Here is an 18,125-nt window from a genome sequence, read left to right as displayed (position 1 = left end):
ATAGTTTCGGCCCAGTCGCCTGAACAACCACCTTTCGAGAAAATATATGACCACCTGTCTGATTACCGCCATCAATCGCGGAATTGGCCGCGAACTCGTCACCGCCGCTCTTGCCAAGGGCTGGACTGTGTATGGGTCTGTCCGGTCAGCGGAGGCCGCCCGCGAAGTCACTGAAGCCTTTGACGGCAAAGTCTCGCCTCTCGTGTTTGACGTTACCAATCACAAGGCCGTGGAAGCAGCTGCAGAAGCACTCGACGTCTCAATCGACGTCCTGATCAACAATGCGGGCATAATCGGACCCGACCGGCAAAGCCCTCTCGATATGGACTATGACGGCTTTCACGAAACGCTGGCAATCAACACCCTTGGTCCCCTCGCCGTCAGCCAATCCTTTCTGCCTCACATCCTGAAAGGCAAACCGGGAACGATCATCACGGTCTCCAGCCAGATGTCTTGGATGGGCTATCGCAAGTCCGACCGTATTGCCTACCGCGCATCCAAGGCGGCTGTGAACAAGGTGATGCAAGGTCTGGCAACAGAGCTCGAAAACGAAGGGATTCCAGTTGCCTTGATCGATCCGGGCTGGGTCCGCACCGACATGGGCGGACCGGAGGCCGACAATTGCCCGGCCGATGTTGCTTCGGGCATTCTGAACTTAAGCGAAACCCTCACGTTGAAAGACACCGGCAAGTTCTTCAAATGGAGCGGAGAAGAACGGCCCTTCTGATAGACAACCAACGCACCAACAAACTAGCGGATCATTCGATGTCCTGGCCCTTACCCATTACCTTGACCGGTACACATGTCTCTCTCGTTCCTCTCAGCCTTGAACACGCGGACGATCTTTCAGAAGCTTCGGCCGAAGGGGATTTATGGAAGGCCTGGTATACGAGCATTCCGAAGCCTGAAGACGTTCGGGCAGAAATAGAGCGGCGCCTCGGATTGCAGGAGGCCGGCTCGATGTTGCCCTTTGCGGTTCTGACACCGGATGGCAAGGCGGTCGGTATGACGACATACATGAACATCGATCCCGTTCACAAACGGGTCGAGATCGGCTCCACCTGGTATCGCAAGTCTGTTCAACGAACCGGCCTCAACACAGAGTGCAAGCTGATGCTGCTCACGCACGCCTTTGAAGAGCTGGACTGTATAGCGGTGGAGTTCCGGACCCACTTCCTGAACCGGCAGAGCAGGACAGCCATCGAGCGGCTTGGCGCACGCCTTGATGGCGTCTTGCGGTCCCACCAAAGATCCGCAGATGGTGCATTGAGGGATACGGCGGTCTATTCGATTCTTCCACACGAATGGCCAGCAGTTAAAAACGGCCTAATGTTCAAGCTGTCGCGAGACATCTGAGCCGCTTTCACACAAGAAGATCAGCCAATGTATTTGTGCACAGGTTTCTTGATGCTGATCTTTTGAATCAACAGCACCGGAATCGTCAGACCAAAGAGAGGACCTGTCGAAAACAGGTCCTCTTCTTCCAATTTGATTCAAATTTTAAGCAAATGTGAGGAATTGAAGCGCAGGCTGGTCTTATCGGGGATTGGATGGGACACGAGCAATGGAACTCTACCGGGCCTGCTACCGCAGCAAGATCAAATGGGACAACATGCGCTTGCCCCTGCCGGATGAAATCGACAAGACCTTGTTGCGCATTCGGCGCATCAACCGCCGTGCAGGTGTGACCGGGGCTTTGCTTCTTGTCGATCAACACATTATTCAGGTCCTGGAAGGCTACACCGGACCGGTACTCGACACTGTGTACTGTGTCATGAACGATCCTCGCCTCCACGACATTGAGGGCATCATTCACGAGCCGGCCGATTACCGATTGTTTCCGAACTCCCTGATGTTCTTCCGCGATCTGACGGATGGCATTGCTGCATCCCGGCATGCAGAACTCCGCCCACTTCTTGATCATCCAGGTGAAGTCACCCGCGATGAGGCTTACCTGGCGCTCAGCCACTTCGCCAAGGAGCTACGCGAAGGCCGGATGACCAACGACATGTTGATGATCTGAGCCCCGACCCGAACTCCAAAGAGAACGGTTTGCGGCTGAACTGATCTGGTCATCCTTACTTCGTGCAGACTAGGGTGTGGTTCCCTTTCCTTGGAATCACATTTTCATGTCTGCCGCACGCCCGTCCTTCCAGTCCTTTTCTGCCGGACTGCTCGCCGCAATCGTCGGCTTTGCCAGTTCCTTTGCCATCGTTATCCAGGGGTTGAATGCCACCGGAGCCACGCCCGCTGAGGCAACCAGCGGCCTGATGGCTTTGTCCATCTCCATGGGCCTTTGCGCTGTCGTCGCATCGCTCTGGACAAAGATCCCGGTCAGCATTGCCTGGTCGACCCCCGGTGCAGCCTTGCTTGCATCCGCCGGTGCAGTCGACGGCGGTTTCGCGGCTGCGGTTGGTGCGTTTATTGTTTGCGCAGTCCTGATCATTCTGGCAGGCCTGATCCGTCCTTTTGGGCGCGCCGTTGCAGCGATCCCAAGTCCACTTGCAAATGCCATGCTGGCGGGCGTTCTTTTCGGGCTGTGTCTTGCTCCGGTGCGGGCGGTTGGTGAAATGCCGGTCTATGCATTGGCGGTGATCCTGACCTGGGCAATCGCTGTCCGTTTTGCCAGGCTCTACGCCGTCCCGCTGGCCATGGTCGTTACCTTCGGCATTGCGTTTTTGACCGGCGGTTCGCTCGATCTTGGAGAAACGCCTCTCATCAACCAACCGCTTGTTATCCTCCCCGTGTTCACTTTCGAGGCTTTGGTCAGCATTGCGCTGCCGCTTTTCATCGTAACGATGGCGTCTCAGAACATACCGGGCATCGCGGTCTTGAGGGCCTTCGGCTACCAGCCGAACAGCAGCTCTTTGTTTACACTGTCCGGTGTGTTCAGCTTGGTATCGGCCCCGTTCGGCGGGCACGCCGTAAACCTTGCCGCAATCACGGCCGCCATGTGCGCCGGTGAAGATGCGCACAAGGATCCAGCCGCCCGCTATTGGGCGGCCGTGTTTGCCGGTGTGATATATATCCTGTTCGGTTTCTTCGCCGGTTTGGTCATGGCGTTCGTGGCCGCAACACCTGGCATCTTGATTGAAGCCGTGGCAGGTCTTGCCTTGCTTGGCGCGCTTGCGTTTTCAATCGGTGAAGCGACCAAAGAGGCCGAAACGCGGGACAGCGCGATCATCACCTTTGCAATCACGGCCTCCGGCGTCAGCTTCTTCGGAGTGTCCGGCGCCTTTTGGGGACTTCTTGCAGGGGGAGTGTTCACGGCACTTATGCGCTTTCGAAAACAGACTTAAGTGCTTGCCCTTCCCCCTTTGGCTCCCATAGTCTTCCAGACGAAACAACTTTGGAGTTCTGTGCCTGTGACGGCGCCCTACATACTGCAACCCGACCCTTTCAATCCCGCCCTTTCGACCACCGTGACCGGGGTCGACCATACCGGTGCCGAGGTCGACACAAGAGTGGTCACCGAAAAACCTCTCACCTTGTTTCTGAATTCCCAGGAAGTGGTCACGATGATGACCATCGGCGATCACCCGGATCTGCTTGCCGTCGGCTATCTCAAAAACCAGAACATGCTGGCACCCGACGATGTCATCACTGGGATCGAATACGATGATGATCTCGAAGTGGTTATCGTTCGCACAGAGCGCGAGACCAACTTCGAAGACAAGATGAAGAAGAAGGTCCGGACCTCCGGCTGTGCACAAGGCACCGTTTTCGGTGATGTCATGGAGGGCTTTGAAACCATCGACCTTGCAAAGGACGCCCGGCTGAAAACATCCTGGCTCTATGCGCTTACCAAGGCGATCAACACAACACCGTCGCTTTATCTGGAAGCTGGTGCGATCCATGGCTGCGTGTTGTGCCGTCATGACCAGCCGCTGGTCTACATGGAGGATGTCGGCCGCCATAACGCTGTAGACAAGATTGCCGGCTGGATGGAGCTGAACAAGATCCCGGCAGACGACAAGATCTTCTACACAACAGGACGTCTGACATCCGAAATGGTCATCAAGACTGTCATGATGGGGATTCCAATTCTCGTGTCGCGCTCCGGCTTTACCGCTTGGGGCGTGGAACTTGCCCAGCAAGCCGGTTTGACCTTGATTGGCCGGGCGCGGGGCAAGAGATTCGTCGTACTATCCGGCTCTGAACGGATTGACTTTGATATGGATCCCGCGCTTGCGGACGACGAACCCCGTAGTTCCGGCCGGAAAGGGAGTGAAAAAGCGGAATGACCCCGGCAAATGCTCGGCTCTCCAAAGACCGTGTCCTCGGCTGTGTGCTCGCGGGCGGGCAATCGCGCCGGATGGGCGGCGGCGACAAGACGCTGATTGATCTCAATGGCAAATCGATGCTGGAGATCATTCTGGATCGGCTCAACCCGCAGGTCTCGCAGATTGTCCTGAATGCAAATGGCGACCCCGAGCGGTTTGCCCAGTTCCGGCTTCCGGTAGAGCCTGACCCGATCGGCGGCTTTGCCGGTCCTCTTGCTGGTGTTCTCGCAGGACTTGATCACGCACGGCGCAATCTTCCTCACGTCAGTCATGTCGTGTCAGTCGCCGGTGATACACCGTTCTATCCATCTAACCTTGTTGATCGTTTCCTGGAAGCGGCTCCTGGCGACAAACCGGTGATCGCGCTCGCCAGTTCGTCTGACAAACTCCACCCGGTCTTTGGTCTTTGGCCGGTCGCGCTCTATAACGATCTGCACGACTGGCTGTCGACGGGACAAAGCGGCAAGGTACTGGCCTTTGTCGACCGGCATGACAGCATCGAAGTCGGTTTCGAATTGGATCAGGCGACCGGCCTGGATCCGTTTTTCAATGCCAACCGGCCGGATGATCTTGAGACGGCCCGCAACGCGGCGAGCCTTTTGTCCTCATGATATCAACGCCTGTCTTCGGAATTACTGGCTGGAAGAACTCCGGCAAGACGCAATTGGTGACCCGGCTGGTGGCGGAGTTCACCTCCCGTGGTCTTAAGGTGTCTACAGTCAAACACGCACACCACAACTTCGATATCGATCGGCCAGGCGCCGACAGTTACCGGCACCGGGAAGCTGGCGCCGTTGAAGTCGCTCTTGTATCCGGCCGCCGTTGGGCCTTGATGCACGAGCTGCGCGAGGAAGAAGAACCACCGCTGTCAGCAATCCTCCCGCGCCTGGCACCCTGCGACTTGATCCTCATCGAGGGGTATAAGCGGGAAAACCATCCGAAGATTGAAGCAAGACGCACGGAATCGGCCAGCAAAGGACCCTTGTCGCCCGAAGACCCGTACATTTTGGCTGTTGCTGCTGATCATGCAATTCCTGACGAAGCGCTGCCTGTTTATGATCTTGACGACATCTCAGGTCTTGCCGACTTCATAACCAGCCACCTCAGCCTCCAGAGTGTCCAGTCATGACGGCCAAGCCTCTCTTGAACGACTGCTTTCTGCACGACAAGGACCGGCTGAAACACGCTGAAGCCCTGGCTATTCTGAAAGACCGGCTTGCGCCGGTGGCTGCGTTGGAGACCATTCCCCTGGGCGATGCGCTCGGCCGGATCCTGGCAGAAGACATCACCGCGCCGCGCAACATTCCGCTCGCCGACAATTCCGCTGTCGACGGGTATGCATTCCGATTTGCGGACCATGATGAAGCCGGTGGTTTTTTCCGGTTGCGCCAACGTGTTGCCGCCGGACATGCCAGCAATGAAATGCTTGCGCCTTGGGGCGCCGCCCGGATCTTCACCGGAGCCGTCATGCCGCCGGGCGCTGACTCGGTCGCCATGCAGGAAGACTGTGAAACCCACAGCCAGGACGGCGAAGACTTCGTCATCGTGCCCCAAGGCCTCAAGAAAGGTGCCAATTGCCGGAAGGCCGGGGAAGATGTTGCCGAGGGCACGAAGATATTGACCTCCGGCCACCGGCTGAAGCCTCAAGACCTTGCGGCAATTGCATCGACCGGACTTGCCGAAATCACGGTGTATCGAAAGCTTAAAGTCGCGCTCGTTTCAACCGGCGATGAATTGCGCCGACCCGGCGATCTGATCACCGTCGGGGACGTCTACGATTCCAATCACTACTTGCTGAAAAGCCTCGCCGCCGGGCTGCCGGTCGAAATCGAAGATCTGGGGATCTTGAAGGACGATGCCGGTCTTGTCGAAAACACTCTGGCGGAAGCCTCAAAGACCTTTGACATCATCCTAACGACCGGCGGGGCAAGCCGCGGTGAAGAAGATCACATGCAGACCGCGCTTGAAAAGCTAGGCCAGCGGCACATGTGGCAACTCGCCATCAAGCCGGGCAGGCCAATGATGTTCGGCCAGATCGGAAACTGCGTATTTCTTGGATTGCCCGGCAACCCGGTCGCAGCGATGGTCTGTTTTCTGCTCTATGGCCGCCCAGTCATCAGTGTTCTGGGTGGTGGTGGTTTTGTGGAACCACAACGGTTCCAGGCCCCGGCGGACTTCGCGGTTCCAAAGAAGAAACCTGATCGCCGGGAGTTCTACAGAGGCATCCTCGGTGTCGACGAAAACGGCAAGACAATCGCCCGCAAGTTCGACCGAGACGGCTCTGGCCTCATCACGGGGTTGCGCGAAGCGGACGGGCTGATCGAGATCCCGGAAGACGCAACCTCTGTAAAACGCGGTGAGCTGGTCACCTTCCTGCCGTTCTCCGGCATGGGTGTTTTGTAGGAGCGCCGTCCAAGCGCTCCTACCTCTTTGAGAAGTCCTTTAGAAAGTGTACGGCCAGTCCGCTGCAACGAAGCGGTAGCCATCGCCTTGCTTGGCGAGATAGCCAAAACCCGGGAACGGGATGTGCATTCCGGCAAACATCACCCTGTCGGCCGAAATCTCATCAAAGAACTTCTTCCGGGTCTCGATTGCCTGCGCTGGATCAATATCAAAGGCAATCGCCCAATCCGGATGCTCAAATTGATACGTCGTTGCGTGAATAACGTCCGCCGCAATGATCAGCTGTTCGCCGTTGCTTTCGATGACAAAACCGACATGTCCAGGCGTGTGGCCCGGCAAAGCCTTCGCAGTAATACCTGGGAAGAGTTCCTTTCCCGGATTGAACAGTGTCTGGGTGGACTTGTAGGCATCTGCGCTTGCGCGAGCCCCAAGGAAGAACGGTTTGAACTGTTCGGGCGCTGCGTTCATTGCTGCATCATCGTACCAGAAGGTGTTATCCAGCTCAGGCAGCAGCAATTCAGCATTCGGGAACGCCTTCTCGCCCGCCGGTGTCAGCACGCCGAAAAGGTGATCCGGGTGCATATGGGTGATCAGAACCGCATCGATCTGTTCCGGCGTGACACCCGCTGCGGACAAAGCACTGCTTAGATGCCCCAGTGTCGGCCCCATCTTGTCGGATGTGCCCGCATCGATCAGCACCAATTTGTCGCCGGTGTTGACGAGATAAGCGTTCACCGGTCCTGTGAGGGCCTGACTTTCAATAAAGGCCGCCTCACGAAGTTTCGCCGCAGTTTCTTCTTCGTAGCCAACGAAAAGTTCTGGACCCAGTTGCAGATAACCGTCGAGGAGCGCAGTCACTTCGAAGTCACCGACTTTGCGCCGCAAAGCACCCGCCATTGGTGACCCAGCCAAAGGCGCTGCCGCATGTGCTGATGCCGGGACGAGGCTCAAAGCACTTGCCGCGCCAAGTGCAGCACCGCCGGTCATGGCGCCGCCCAAGAAGCCGCGCCGGTTCATGGAAATTGTTTCAACGGTCATACCTGTTCTCCAATGCCGTTCTGCCAATCCGCCCCCTAAAGAGGCCGTGCCCTTTAATTGATTTATTCTTCTGGATTTTAAAGCCGGAGATTATTTATAAGAACCAGAAGCCCAACTTATGAATTATATTTTCTGGCGGCTTCAGGAGACTGAAATGGACAAATTGAGCGCGCTCAGCAGTTTTGTGAACGCGGTGAGACTGGGCAGCTTTTCCGCGGCCGCAACGCACTTGGGCGTGTCACAGCCAGCGGTCAGTCAACAGGTCCGAAGCCTGGAGGACACGCTCGGAACACGGCTGATCAACCGCACGACCCGGCGCTTGTCTTTGACCGAGGCGGGGGAACGCTATTTCTCTTATGCCAGTGACATTCTGGAAAAGCTCTCCGAGGCGGACCGGTCGGTACAAAGCAATGAAGCCCAAATGAGTGGCCGCCTCACCGTCAGCCTGCCGTATGCCTTCACAGAGCCGGAGCTGGCAGGCTTCCTGACCAAGTTCAAGGCGGCCTATCCAAACATCTTGTTCGACGTGCAACTGTCGGACGCCATGGTGGATCTGCAAAAGGAACGGATTGATGTCGCCATTCGCATGGGGCATTTGCGTGACGACCGGTTGATCGTCAAGAAGCTCGGCGACATGAAACGATGCCTTGTCGCCTCACCAGACTATCTGAACCGGAGGGGGCGACCCGAGACACCGGAAGATCTTAAAACGCACGACTTCCTGCTTTATCCGCATATCGCCGAGGCTGGATCCATCGACCTCGTCGGCCCCACAGGAAAGGCAGCCAAGATTGCTGTGTCGCCAACGATGGTGATCAACAATTCTGCGGCCCTCCGCCGTGCAGCAATCGCAGGCTTGGGCATCTCCACCGCAGTTACCTGGCTGTCAGCGCCGCACTTTGGAACGGGAGAACTGGAACTGATCCTTGAGGATTGGTCCTATGGTGTTCATCCCATCCACGCGGTTTATCCGTCTTACCGCTTCATACCAATGAAAGTCCGCCAGTTTGTCTCGGACCTTCAAGCTCATCTGGATGAGCAGCAGGCCTTCGCAGACCCGACCACGCATTTGGCTGCAGCGGAATAAGCCCGTTAAACCTCATCGACGGCGACGACCCACGTCTCCTTGAGAGCCTCGGCCTCCCAAGCCTGCCAGGCGTCAAGTCCGCGCAAGGTTTGGCTGTATTTGGCGGCAACAGGCGCATCGCTGAGGCCATATGTGTCAAAGCGGCTCACGACGGGCGCATACATGGCATCTGCAATCGTGAAATCGCCGAATAAAAACGGTCCACCAGAGGCCTCGAGACACTCTTCCCAAATCTCAAGGATCCGGCCGACATCCGCATGGACGGCCTCGCTGACGGACCGCTTTTCAGCCGGACGGCGCATGTTCATCGGACATTCGGCTCTCAGCGCTGGAAAGCCTGAATGCATTTCAGCCGAAACCGCCCGTGCGTGCGCACGCGATTTAAGTTCCGTCGGCCAAAGTCCCGTCTCAGGTTCACAATCGGCAACATATTCAAGGATCGCAAGGCTGTCCCAAACCGTGAGATCACCGTGCTTCAGCACAGGCACTTTCATACTTGGCGAGAAATCACGAAACTTCGGATTGCCGTTTTCAAAATCGAAGGGAACAAGCGTTTCCTTGAACGCAATACCCTTGTGCCGCATCGCGATCCAGGGCCGGAACGACCAGGTCGAATAGTTCTTGTTCCCGATGAAGAGTTCGAATTCGGCCATCTGCTCCACCCGCTTTCAAATCCGTTTCCAGATTGTGTCATGAGATGCGACCGGCAAACTGTGCCGGGCGATATTGTCCTACCGGCACCCGGCGGCCGCTTCAAATTGAATAAGTTCATCAATCCCATAAGGAAGTCTCATGGGTGGACAACGGCATGCTGTTTGCATTGGAACATGCGTTTCTAATTTTTAAGGACATACATCCAATGACCGTTTCCGCAGCAGCCAAGACTTTGACCGTTGCCCAAACCAACAAACCTCTTTCTTCGTCCAAATCTCCTTTCAACATGTCTGAGATCAGGGCAGAACTCGCCCGCCAATACGAAGAGTGGAAAGCGCTGCCCGAAGATCAGAAATTGCGCCACCTAAAACTTGAGAAGCATGGACTGAGCGAACAGGATCTGGACAATCTTCCAGAAGCAGAGCGTGCCCAGTTTGAGCAAAAAGTCGCTGAGGCAAGCCGACAGCCCGTATTTGCGCCATCTTCTGACGAAAGCACCAGCAGATCAGCTCTCTTCAAGCCCGTCATTTCTCTGGCCTCGGTGCTCGCCATTTCCGACGCCAACCCTGCGGATGCGAGCGAACCCGCTGGAGCACGGCAAGATACTGCTCTCTTGGCGAACAGCATCGATATGGGCCGCGAAAGATAATTGTCTCAATATTGAGCAAAACCAAACAACAATGTTCGCCAACCGGCCAGCATTTCCCTACGGCATGCCTAATTGGATCAAAAAAAGGCAAATTTCCGCTGTGTTTTTTTCATGGGCATGCTTGAAATTTGGATCGAAGTGTATGGAATAGGGCCTTCGGGCAAAAAGGCGGGACGAACCCGCCTGAAACCCAAACAAAATACTAGGGGAATCAATATGCGTTTTGTGCGTATGGCCGCAGCTGCGGTTGCAGTCCTGGCCACGGTTGGTGGCGCAACTGCAAAAGACTGGTCCAAGGTCCGCATCGGAACCGAGGGCGCCTACCCTCCGTTCAACTCCCTGACCGCTGACGGTCAGCTTGTTGGCTTCGACATCGATATCGCCAACGCTCTTTGCGAAGAAATGAAGGTCGAGTGCGAATTCGTCACTCAGGACTGGGACGGCATGATCCCGGCACTTCAAGCTGGCAAATACGACGCCATCATCGCGTCCATGTCGATCACCGAAGAGCGCAAGCAGAAGGTCGACTTCACCAACAAGTACTACAACACCCCGCCGGCAATCGGTGTTCCGAAAGACACCAAGCTGACCGGTGTGACCAAGGAAGACCTGAGCGGCATTCTTCTTGGTGCACAGTCCTCCACGACCCACTCCAACTATGCGGAAGCGCACTTCCCGGATGCCGAACTGAAGCTGTATCCGACTGCTGACGAATACAAGCTGGATCTCGAAAACGGCCGTATCGACGCTGTGATCGAAGACGTTGTGGTTCTGTCCGACTGGCTCGCAACCGACAACGGTGCATGCTGTAAAGTTCTGAGCACGTTGAAGTCCGATCCGGTCATCAACGGTGAAGGTGCCGGCATCGCGATCCGCAAGGGCGAAGATGAGCTGAAAGACAAATTCAACGCAGCGATCGAAGCCATCATTGCGAACGGAAAGTACAAAGAAATCAACGACAAGTACTTCTCCTTCGACGTATACGGCGGCTAATCTGATCGCGGTGTGAAAACCTTTGAAGCGTGGCGCGGACCTCCGGGCCACGCTTTATCGTGAGGTGGTCCTCACGCTGCCAGCCGGAGGGGCGGCTGGACTAACAACGACAAAACAGAAAGAAGCGCCGGCTCATGAATGAAGCTTTGACGCTGTTATCTTTTGGGGAACAAGGCTGGGGTGACACGATTGCCTCAGGTGTGCTGATCACCGTATCGCTGGCGCTCGCGACCTTACCGATCGGTCTTATCCTTGGTTTTCTGATTGCACTGGCCAAAAACTCGTCCGAACCCAGCCTCAAGCTGGCGGCCAACATCTACACAACAATCTTCCGTGGCCTTCCTGAGCTCCTGACCCTGTTCCTGGTCTATTTCGGCGTTCAAATCGCCATCCAGGAATTCATCAAGCTGCTCGGCTACGACATCTACTTCGAGGTCAACTCCTTCGTCGCAGGGATGGTTGCGCTGTCTTTGGTGTTTTCCTCCTATGCCTCCGAAGCCTTCCTGTCCGCATTTAACGGCATTCCGCAAGGCCAGTATGAAGGCGGCTACGCGCTTGGCCTGTCGCGCTACAAGACAATGCGTTTGATCATCCTGCCGCAGTTGATCCGCCTTGCCTTGCCCGCGCTCGGAAACCTCTGGCTAATCCTTTTGAAAGAAACCTCGCTTGTGTCCGTGATCGGCTTGGCTGACTTGGTGCGCGAAGCCGGAATTGCTGCCCGTGTGACCAAAGAGCCGTTCCTGTTCTTCGGGCTGGTGCTGGTCATCTACCTCCTTCTGACCATGATTTCTTCTGTGGGGCTGCTCCGCATTGAACGCTGGTCCAAACGGGGAGACGCCGCAAGATGATCGCAGCCAATCCCTCAACCGGCATGACACGCCCGCCACCACCGCAGAAAAAGTGGACCAACCTGCGGATCGCCGGCCATGTCCTGATGGCGCTTTGGATCCTATCCGGTCTTTATCTGCTGTACTTTCTTGGCTCGAATGTCGCGAGCCCGTTTTTCCAGAAGTACTGGCCTGAATATGTCGATGGCTTCATCGTCACGATCCAGATCGTCAGCGTCTCACTGGTGCTGGGGGCGCTGCTTTCGGTGCCGATTGCAGCCGGGCGCGCGTCAAAACTGAAAATCTTCTCCTGGCCGGCCTATGCCTATGTGAACTTCTTCCGCGGCACGCCTCTGCTCGCCCAGGCGTTCATGGTCTATTACGGCTTTGGATCCTTCAGCGAAGAGCTGAAAGCTGCCGGTCTCTGGTGGTTCTTCCGGGACGCCTGGTACTGTGTGATCTTTACATTCTCGCTGAACACGGCGGCCTATCAGGCCGAGATCCTGCGTGGCGCGATCCAGAACGTACCAAAAGGCCAGTGGGAGGGCGGAGAAGCTCTTGGGCTCTCCAGAAATGTGATTTTCTTCAAGATAATCCTGCCCCAGGCCTTGATGGTCGCCTTGCGGCCCTATGGCAACGAAATCATCCTGATGATCAAGGGATCGGCCATTGCCTCAATCGTGACAATCTACGATCTCATGGGCGAAACCCGCCGTGCCTATTCGCGGTCCTACGACTTCCAGGCTTACATCTGGGCGGCGGTTGCCTATCTGTTGATCGTGGAAACGCTGCGCCGGATCTGGGACAAGATCGAAGCCCGGTTGACCCGGCACTTGAAGCGGTGAGCCCCCTCACCGCTTCTCCAATTCTTCAATATTGATAAACCCGCTCATCTGTTCTCGACACTGGGCGCGGTGATGGAGCCATTCATGTCCTCACACAAACCACCGCTTCACGCTGACACGCTCCTCGCTCATGGCGGCGGAGGGTTCGATGCCGCGACCGGCGCTGTTGTGCCTCCCATTCCGGTGGCGACAACATTTGTGCGGGACGAAAACTACGCCTTGGTGAGCGACGATCACCTTTATAGCCGGGACGACAACGACCTTTTCCGCAAGACGGAGAATCTGCTCGCAACGCTGGAAAACGGCGCGGAAAGCCGGCTGTTCTCTTCAGGCATGGCGGCTGTCGCAGCGGTTGCGCGGGTTGTAAAACCCGGTGGCACTTTAATGGCTCAGTCCGGAATATATTGGGGAACAACGCTGTTCCTGCGCGAACACTGCGCCCGCAACAACATCGCCCTGGTTGAGTGCGATGCGAGCGATCTTGCAACCTTCCGCGACGAACTGGCCATCACCAAACCCGACCTTGTCTGGCTAGAGGTTCCAAGCAATCCCTACCTCAAGGTCGCCGACATCGAGAAAGCCGCGGAACTCTGCAAGGCAGCAAACGCTGTCCTTGCGGTGGACGCCACAGCCGCAACACCGCTGATCCTGAAGCCGCTCTCACTTGGCGCGGATCTGGTCATGCATTCCGCAACCAAAGCCCTGAACGGCCACTCCGATCTGCTTGGTGGTGTTGTCACTGCACGAGATGCCAAGTCCGAAGCCTGGGACTTCATCAAGGCGGAACGCAAGATGGCCGGCGCCGTGATGGGCTCGTTCGAAACTTGGCTGTTGCTGCGGGGCCTCAGAACGCTGAGCCTTCGCGTTGAGCGCATGAATGCCAACGCACAGGCTTTGGCAGACCATCTTGAGACGCACTCAAAGATCGAGAAGGTTCTTTATCCCGGACTTCCAGGACACAAAGATCACACAGTCGCAAAGGCACAGATGTCGGGCGGATATGGATCTTTGATGTCCGTTCAGACCAAGGGCGGCAAAGAGGAAGCTCTCAAGGTCACCGGAGCGCTGACGCTGTTCCAGCGGGCAACATCGCTGGGTGGTACGGAAAGCCTCATTGAGCACCGCCGCTCCATTGAAGGCGAAACTTCCGGTATCCCGGGGAACCTCCTGCGGCTCTCGCTTGGCATCGAACATATCGATGATCTGATTGCCGACTTCGATGCGGCACTGAAAGCAATCTAATCCATAATCCTGGGTGAACCAGACAGTCAATCGCAATAAGCCGTTGATCCCACACAGATCGAGAGGAGGACGCGCATGATCACATTCGCTCTTGCTGTTTTCTTCTTGATCATCACTCCTGGGCCCGGTGTCTTGTCGGTCGCAGGCGTAGGATCTGCGTTCGGTTTTGGTCCCGGCGCTCGCTATATCGGCGGGCTGTTTGTCGGCACAAACTTGGTTGCAATTGCCGTTGTGTCAGGCATGGCGACCGTAATCCTGGCGAATGAAAACATTCGCGCAGGTCTGTTGATCGCCTCGGTGCTTTACCTCCTTTACCTTGCCCATCGGATTGCCTTTGCGGGAACGCGTATTGCGTTCAAGGAAGCACCAAGCGCGCCTGGCTTTTGGGCGGGCGTCACACTGCAGTTGGTCAACCCCAAGGCCTATGCCGTGAACACAACCTTGCTGGCGGGATTTGCTTTTTTGCCGTCGAGTTTGATCGCCGAAACTCTACTTAAGTTCCTGATTATGAACCTGATCTGGATCCCGATTCATTTTGGTTGGTTATATGTTGGAATGACGATCCACAGGCTCAATCTTGCCCCGCATGTGCAACGGCGGGTGAACATCGCCATGGCAACTTCAATGCTGATTGTGGTCGGTCTCGCGTTGCTTGCACCCAAATAACCCGCCGCAACAAAAAGACTGCTCTGCTCATTCCTGCATCATCGAGCGGAGCCAGCTGATAAAGCTCTTCAGGGCGGGCCGCTTTACGCCAGGCCGTGTGACCAAATAATACCCTGTCCCCGGATAGAGGCCCTCCTCAAACAGCACCCTTAGATTTCCTGCATCAATGTCAGGCTGGATAAAAGCCTTCGCAGTGGCGGAGATGCCTTCCCCTCGGCGAAGACCTTCCAGAACCATGTAGCCAGGCAGGTGCGTAACGCTCAGCTTGTTTTTCGGAACAACCCCTTGCCGCTCCAACCAGACGCCAAGCTCGTTGGTCCCGTATTCCTGGAGCCAGGGAAACTCCAGGATATCTTCCGGGTTTTCCATTTTCCGGTCGCCAATCAGGCAATCCGCCCCGACAACCACGAAATTGGTCGCCAAGAACAGTTCGGCTTCCAATCCAGGCCAATTGCCTTTTCCGAAACGAATGGCAAGGTCCGTACCACCGGGCGCCAGTTCGGTCACCTCGGCGCTCGGATTGAGCATGAGTTCGACACCTGGATGTTTATGCCGGAAATCGTTGATCCTTGGCATCAACCAACTCACTGCAAATGAGGGAGTCATCGTGATGTTCAGCGGGCGGGTTTCTCCGCTTGCGCCAATGGCCTCAACGGTTTCACCGATCGTTTCAAACCCTTTTCGAAGGCCCTCATAGAGCTGCCGCCCTTCGTCCGTGAGCTCGATTCCGCGTCCTGCCCGGGCGACCAGCGGAAGACCAAGGTGTTTCTCCAGAGCCCGCACCTGTTGGCTGATCGCTGCATGTGTGACGTTCAACTCACGTCCGGCAGCGGACAGGCTTTTGCTTTCCGCGACAGTCGCAAATGCACGAAGGCTGTTAAGCGGGGGCATGTTGCGCCAATCCATATATTAGATTTCCTTACATATTGAAAATCTTCCTGACTCGCTAAAGAAGGCCAGAAAACGCACATTATCTCCAGTCAACCGGATAGAAGGATGTTAGATCATGTTTAACGTTTATGCCCGTTCTTTCTTTGAGGCAACACGCTTCACACAAAACACACGCCCTGATCCTGCTACCCAACAGCATCAAGATCAGCAAACGGCTGCAAGAACACGTCACACACGCTTGTGGCGTCGCGGCCCGTATTGGATCTGAGCGGGGGACTGACAAGTCCATCAAGATGCCCTAGAACTTTGCCGAACATCTGAACACCGAGGCCCGGCGGCAAGCCGGGCCTTCGTCTGCATGGGGAGCAAAATCATGGCAAAGGTGGCATTCATCGGTCTTGGGGTCATGGGATACCCGATGGCCGGGTTTTTGAAGACCAAAGGCGGCCATGACGTCACGGTCTACAACCGCACAATTGCGAAGGCAGAAAAATGGGCGGCCGAGTATGGCGGCGCCTTCGCAAAGACCCCGCAGGAAGCCGCTGAGGGTTGTGATTTTGTCTTCTGCTGCGTCGGCAATGACGATGATTTGCGGTCTGTCACAACTGGCCCGGACGGCGCGTTTCACAGCCTGAAAGACGGCGCGATTTTCATCGACAACACAACGGCTTCCGCAGAGGTCGCACGCGAACTTTATGAAGCGGCCAAAGCAAAGGGCTGCGGTTTTATCGATGCGCCCGTTTCAGGCGGCCAGGCCGGCGCTGAAAATGGCGTTTTGACCGTCATGTGCGGCGGAGATGAAGATGTCTTCGACAAAGCCAAGCCGGTCATCGATTGCTTTTCCAAGTTTGTCGGCTTGATGGGTCCGAGCGGCGCCGGACAGCTCACCAAGATGTGCAATCAGATCTGCATCGCCGGACTGGTTCAAGGACTGTCTGAAGCCATTCATTTCGCCGAGAAATCAAACCTTGATGTGGAGACCGTCATCTCCGCCATTCGCGGTGGTGCAGCACAGTCTTGGCAGATGGAAAATCGCTGGGAAACCATGCGCGACGGCAAATTCGATTATGGTTTTGCCGTCGACTGGATGCGCAAGGACCTGGGTATCTGCCTGAAAACCGCAAGCGACACCGGCGCTCGCCTACCGGTCACCGCACTGGTTGACCAGTTTTACGCAGAAGTGCAAGCCATGGGCGGAAACCGGTGGGACACCTCCAGCTTGGTCGCCCGCTTGCGGAACGCCGACAAAAGCTAAGTCTGCATGTCCCGGCGTCCAAAACCTTCCGGTGAAGACTGGTCTGTTGATCGTGTTCTGGACACCTTGACGGCCTTGGGCTCAGAAGAAAACCGCGCCGGCATGGCGCGGTTTGGCATTGAAACGTCCAAAGCCTTCGGCGTTCCAATGGCAGAGCTGCGTCCCTTGGCGCGGCGCATTGGCAAACACGAAAACCTGGCTGATGAGCTTTGGGCCAGCGGGTATCATGAAGCGCGTCTGCTCGCTATTTTGACCATTCCGCAAGCGGCCTTTACAGATGAACGCGCACTGCGGTGGCTGTCCGAAATCAGCTCCTGGGACCACTGCGATCAGTTGACCAACGTCCTGGCGCGGCGGGAAGGATCAGACGGCTTGATCGCCCCCCTCGCAGCCGAAGAAGAAGAGTTCCTCCGGCGAGCAGCCTTTGCGCTGATGTCCTGGCGGGCCGTTCACGCGAAAAAATCGCCGCACACCGAGTTCCTCAGCTACCTGCCACTGATCAGAACAGCTGCCAGCGACCCCCGAAATTTCGTTTGGAAGGCGGTGCATTGGGCCTTGCGCCAGATCGGAAAGCGGTCTGCCAGTCTGCATGGCCCTGCCCTTCAGCTCGCTGAAGAGCTTTCTGAAGATCAGAACAAAACCGTAAGGCGGGTAGGACGCGAAGCGTTTCGGGAACTGAACTCTGACAAGGTGCGCCAGCGTCTTTTGAACAGCAAAGACTGAGTGATCCGCTTTCCCCTCTGCTCCGTTACTCAGATACAGCTTCCTGCGCAATGCCGTCCAACAGCGCGTTGATGTCACGGATCGCAGCCTTGGATGCATCTGATCCGGTTTCGGACAATCGGCGGAAACCAACCGTCACCATGCCGTCCGCCCCAGGCGTGTCGTAGACGAACACGGTGTAAGGGCAATAGGCGATATTTGCCGGATCGGCTTCCATCACTTTTCGCGACAGATCCGCAGAGCAGAACAGCATCGCCTGGGCGTTGGCATAGATCTGCTTTGTTCCCCCGACATCGGCGGATGTGCGCGCAAGCATCTCACCAATATGGGAGGTGTAGTCGATGACAAGGCCGTGGTTGATGATCGCGTTCTCAAGACCGAACCGGACATCTTCGAAGTCTGCCTCGACCAAATAGGCCGTTACGCCGTCCGGAGCATCTGCCTTGTCAGCCGCGTTGGCGGTTGCAATGCCGACAAGCCCAAACACTCCAATCGCGATGGCGACAGCCGTGGTTAAACCTGTTTTCATACCATCCTCCCAAGAAAGCTTTGTTTTTTGGGAGGATACG

General features: G+C 56.3%; 21 protein-coding genes. 17 read left to right on the top strand and 4 right to left on the bottom strand.

The window, feature by feature from the left end; all coding sequences use genetic code 11:
* Window positions 1-46: 46 nt before the first annotated feature.
* From ACVDG4_RS01870 to ACVDG4_RS01835, 8 genes are all read left to right on the top strand, one after another.
* A complete protein-coding gene (locus ACVDG4_RS01870) occupies window positions 47-727 on the top strand; it encodes an SDR family oxidoreductase (protein ID WP_447233816.1) in 681 nt (226 codons plus the stop codon).
* A 38-nt stretch (window positions 728-765) separates the two neighbouring features.
* A complete protein-coding gene (locus ACVDG4_RS01865; RefSeq protein ID WP_447233815.1) occupies window positions 766-1,356 on the top strand; it encodes a GNAT family N-acetyltransferase in 591 nt (196 codons plus the stop codon).
* 208 nt (window positions 1,357-1,564) lie between these two features.
* Window positions 1,565-2,023 carry a BLUF domain-containing protein gene (locus tag ACVDG4_RS01860; protein ID WP_133947703.1) on the top strand — a complete coding sequence of 153 codons (459 nt, stop codon included), beginning with the start codon at window positions 1,565-1,567 and terminating at the stop codon, window positions 2,021-2,023.
* Between the two features lie 106 nt (window positions 2,024-2,129).
* Window positions 2,130-3,299 (top strand): benzoate/H(+) symporter BenE family transporter, encoded by a 1,170-nt coding sequence (locus ACVDG4_RS01855; protein ID WP_447233814.1) that lies wholly within the window; start codon window positions 2,130-2,132, stop codon window positions 3,297-3,299.
* Between the two features lie 66 nt (window positions 3,300-3,365).
* On the top strand, window positions 3,366-4,244 hold the full coding sequence (fdhD, locus tag ACVDG4_RS01850) for a formate dehydrogenase accessory sulfurtransferase FdhD (RefSeq protein ID WP_133947038.1): 879 nt from the start codon (window positions 3,366-3,368) through the stop codon (window positions 4,242-4,244).
* The gene (gene mobA / locus ACVDG4_RS01845; RefSeq protein WP_133947037.1) at window positions 4,241-4,894 is read left to right on the top strand and encodes a molybdenum cofactor guanylyltransferase MobA; all 654 of its coding nucleotides are present in this window, start codon (window positions 4,241-4,243) and stop codon (window positions 4,892-4,894) included. The genes fdhD and mobA overlap by 4 nt, the downstream gene beginning before the upstream one ends.
* On the top strand, window positions 4,891-5,412 hold the full coding sequence (gene mobB / locus ACVDG4_RS01840) for a molybdopterin-guanine dinucleotide biosynthesis protein B (RefSeq protein WP_447233813.1): 522 nt from the start codon (window positions 4,891-4,893) through the stop codon (window positions 5,410-5,412). The genes mobA and mobB overlap by 4 nt, the downstream gene beginning before the upstream one ends.
* Window positions 5,409-6,686: a molybdopterin molybdotransferase MoeA gene (locus tag ACVDG4_RS01835; protein WP_447233812.1), complete on the top strand. Its 1,278-nt coding sequence runs from the start codon at window positions 5,409-5,411 to the stop codon at window positions 6,684-6,686. Before mobB ends, ACVDG4_RS01835 begins: the two co-directional genes overlap by 4 nt.
* A 39-nt stretch (window positions 6,687-6,725) precedes the next feature.
* Here the strand turns inward: ACVDG4_RS01835 and ACVDG4_RS01830 are convergent, their stop codons facing one another.
* Window positions 6,726-7,724, bottom strand: a complete 999-nt coding sequence (locus ACVDG4_RS01830) for an MBL fold metallo-hydrolase (RefSeq protein ID WP_447233811.1) — start codon at window positions 7,722-7,724, stop codon at window positions 6,726-6,728.
* A 154-nt stretch (window positions 7,725-7,878) separates the two neighbouring features.
* On the opposite strand from ACVDG4_RS01830, the gene ACVDG4_RS01825 reads away from it, so the two are divergent.
* Window positions 7,879-8,811 carry a LysR family transcriptional regulator gene (locus ACVDG4_RS01825; protein WP_447233810.1) on the top strand — a complete coding sequence of 311 codons (933 nt, stop codon included), beginning with the start codon at window positions 7,879-7,881 and terminating at the stop codon, window positions 8,809-8,811.
* A gap of 5 nt (window positions 8,812-8,816) precedes the next feature.
* Here the strand turns inward: ACVDG4_RS01825 and ACVDG4_RS01820 are convergent, their stop codons facing one another.
* Window positions 8,817-9,464, bottom strand: a complete 648-nt coding sequence (locus ACVDG4_RS01820; protein ID WP_447233809.1) for a glutathione S-transferase family protein — start codon at window positions 9,462-9,464, stop codon at window positions 8,817-8,819.
* Window positions 9,465-9,670: 206 nt separating this feature from the next.
* Between ACVDG4_RS01820 and ACVDG4_RS01815 the strand changes: the two genes are divergently transcribed.
* The 6 genes from ACVDG4_RS01815 to ACVDG4_RS01790 all read left to right on the top strand — a co-directional run bounded on the left by ACVDG4_RS01815 (window position 9,671) and on the right by ACVDG4_RS01790 (window position 14,687).
* The gene (locus ACVDG4_RS01815; protein WP_447233808.1) at window positions 9,671-10,114 is read left to right on the top strand and encodes a hypothetical protein; all 444 of its coding nucleotides are present in this window, start codon (window positions 9,671-9,673) and stop codon (window positions 10,112-10,114) included.
* Between the two features lie 216 nt (window positions 10,115-10,330).
* On the top strand, window positions 10,331-11,107 hold the full coding sequence (locus ACVDG4_RS01810) for an ABC transporter substrate-binding protein (RefSeq protein WP_209175070.1): 777 nt from the start codon (window positions 10,331-10,333) through the stop codon (window positions 11,105-11,107).
* Window positions 11,108-11,241: 134 nt separating this feature from the next.
* Window positions 11,242-11,955: an ABC transporter permease gene (locus ACVDG4_RS01805; RefSeq protein WP_133947030.1), complete on the top strand. Its 714-nt coding sequence runs from the start codon at window positions 11,242-11,244 to the stop codon at window positions 11,953-11,955.
* Window positions 11,952-12,779 carry an ABC transporter permease gene (locus ACVDG4_RS01800; protein WP_008190950.1) on the top strand — a complete coding sequence of 276 codons (828 nt, stop codon included), beginning with the start codon at window positions 11,952-11,954 and terminating at the stop codon, window positions 12,777-12,779. Before ACVDG4_RS01805 ends, ACVDG4_RS01800 begins: the two co-directional genes overlap by 4 nt.
* An 84-nt stretch (window positions 12,780-12,863) precedes the next feature.
* The gene (locus ACVDG4_RS01795; protein WP_447233807.1) at window positions 12,864-14,021 is read left to right on the top strand and encodes a trans-sulfuration enzyme family protein; all 1,158 of its coding nucleotides are present in this window, start codon (window positions 12,864-12,866) and stop codon (window positions 14,019-14,021) included.
* 75 nt (window positions 14,022-14,096) lie between these two features.
* On the top strand, window positions 14,097-14,687 hold the full coding sequence (locus tag ACVDG4_RS01790; protein ID WP_447233806.1) for a LysE family translocator: 591 nt from the start codon (window positions 14,097-14,099) through the stop codon (window positions 14,685-14,687).
* 27 nt (window positions 14,688-14,714) lie between these two features.
* On the opposite strand, the gene ACVDG4_RS01785 is transcribed toward ACVDG4_RS01790, so the two are convergent.
* Window positions 14,715-15,578 (bottom strand): LysR substrate-binding domain-containing protein, encoded by an 864-nt coding sequence (locus ACVDG4_RS01785; protein WP_447233805.1) that lies wholly within the window; start codon window positions 15,576-15,578, stop codon window positions 14,715-14,717.
* Between the two features lie 373 nt (window positions 15,579-15,951).
* On the opposite strand from ACVDG4_RS01785, the gene ACVDG4_RS01780 reads away from it, so the two are divergent.
* Both ACVDG4_RS01780 and ACVDG4_RS01775 read left to right on the top strand, forming a co-directional pair.
* The gene (locus ACVDG4_RS01780; RefSeq protein WP_428525034.1) at window positions 15,952-16,833 is read left to right on the top strand and encodes an NAD(P)-dependent oxidoreductase; all 882 of its coding nucleotides are present in this window, start codon (window positions 15,952-15,954) and stop codon (window positions 16,831-16,833) included.
* A 6-nt stretch (window positions 16,834-16,839) separates the two neighbouring features.
* Window positions 16,840-17,556: a DNA alkylation repair protein gene (locus tag ACVDG4_RS01775; RefSeq protein WP_447233804.1), complete on the top strand. Its 717-nt coding sequence runs from the start codon at window positions 16,840-16,842 to the stop codon at window positions 17,554-17,556.
* A 25-nt stretch (window positions 17,557-17,581) separates the two neighbouring features.
* Here ACVDG4_RS01775 and ACVDG4_RS01770 read toward each other — a convergent pair whose 3' ends face one another.
* Entirely contained in the window at window positions 17,582-18,085 is a 504-nt protein-coding gene (locus ACVDG4_RS01770; RefSeq protein ID WP_447233803.1) for a DUF302 domain-containing protein, read from the bottom strand.
* Window positions 18,086-18,125: the final 40 nt, after the last annotated feature.

The sequence above is a fragment of the Roseibium sp. MB-4 genome (genome assembly GCF_053005265.1).
Note: the sequence above shows the minus strand (reverse complement) of the source record. Positions and strands in the feature narration are given on the sequence as shown.